A 1,347-nucleotide genomic window follows, 5' to 3' on the forward strand; every position below is an offset into this window, starting at 1 on the left:
CATGCCGCCCATGGCGATGCCGTGTATGCGCACATCGTCTCCAGGCACAGCTTCGAATTCTTCCACCCCGAGTGGGTGCGCGAGGTACTGGTGGACAAAGCCCGCAGCTTCATCCGTTGGGAACGCGCCACGGACGTATTTGCCGAAGTGCACGGACACAGCGTGCTGGTCACCGAGGGCGCTGTCTGGCAGCGCCAGCGCCGCATGCGGCAGCCCGGCTTTGGCCCCCGGCGCATGGCCGCCTATGCCCGGTGGATGGTGGCCGCCGCTGGCGAGGCGCTGGATGCCCTGCCCAAGGTGCCCGCGCAAAGCCTGGATTTCGAGCCACTGATGACGCAACTGACCATGGACGTGGTGCTGCGCACGCTGTACGGCCACGCGGTGGGGCCCGATGGGCAGGCCGAGGCCCTGGCCGCCGCACGCGACGTGCAAACCATCAGCCGCGACGGCATGCAGGCCATGTTCTGGCCCGCCAGCCTGCCCGACTGGCTGCCGCACAAATGGCCGGTGCGCCAGGCCAAGCAAAGGCTGGATGCGCTGGTGCGCAGGCACGTTGACCAGCGCCGCCAGGCAATCCACCGGGCTTCGGCAGGCCACCCCGCGCAGGAGGACCTGCTGGGCATGCTGCTGGCCGCCCGCGACGAGCAGGGCGACCAGGGCGCGTTAAGCGATACCGAAATACGCGACCAGTGCATGACCATCTTTCTGGCCGGGCACGAAACCACCTCCGCCGCGCTGACCTGGTGGGGCCACGCCATGGCCCAACACCCCGACTGCGCCCGGCGCGCGCAACGCGAAGTGGACCACGTACTGGGCCAGCGCCCGCCCCAATACGGGGACCTGCCCGCCCTGCCCTACCTGGCGCAAACGCTGAAGGAAACCATGCGCCTGTACCCGCCCGCCGCTGCGCTGATTGCCCGCCGCGCACTGGAGCCGGTACAGATCGGTCCCTGGCAGCTGCCCCAAGGGGCCCTGGTGCGCGTCACGCCCTGGGTGCTGCACCGCGATGCCCGCTGGTTCCCCAACCCCGAGCGCTTCGACCCGGAGCGGTTTTCCGAGGCGGGCCAGGCGACCCAGGTGCGCGGCAGCTACCTGCCGTTTGGCACCGGCCCCCGGGTCTGCATCGGCAGCCTGTTTGCCATGACCGAGATGGTGCTGGTGGCCGCCATGGTGCTACAGCGCTTCAGCCTGTCCCCAGCCACCGTGGCCCCGGTACAACCCCGGCTGAACGTGATCTTGCGTCCCGTCGGAGGCATGCCTTTGCACCTGCGCAGCCGCAAAAAGTTCCGCCAGGAGAATTTATATGCCGTCGGCACTGTGTGCTGAACGCTCACAGGCCGGGCTGCG

1 protein-coding gene is annotated in these 1,347 nt (G+C 69.0%); it reads left to right on the plus strand.

Annotated features, from left to right (window positions below; all coding sequences use genetic code 11):
* Window positions 1–1,326: cytochrome P450 (locus tag AC097L_RS24580; RefSeq protein WP_479589339.1), on the plus strand; the 1,326-nt coding region annotated here is incomplete at its 5' end.
* Between the last annotated feature and the right edge of the window lie 21 nt (window positions 1,327–1,347).

Source organism: Rhodoferax sp. RT5P35, assembly GCF_056521385.1.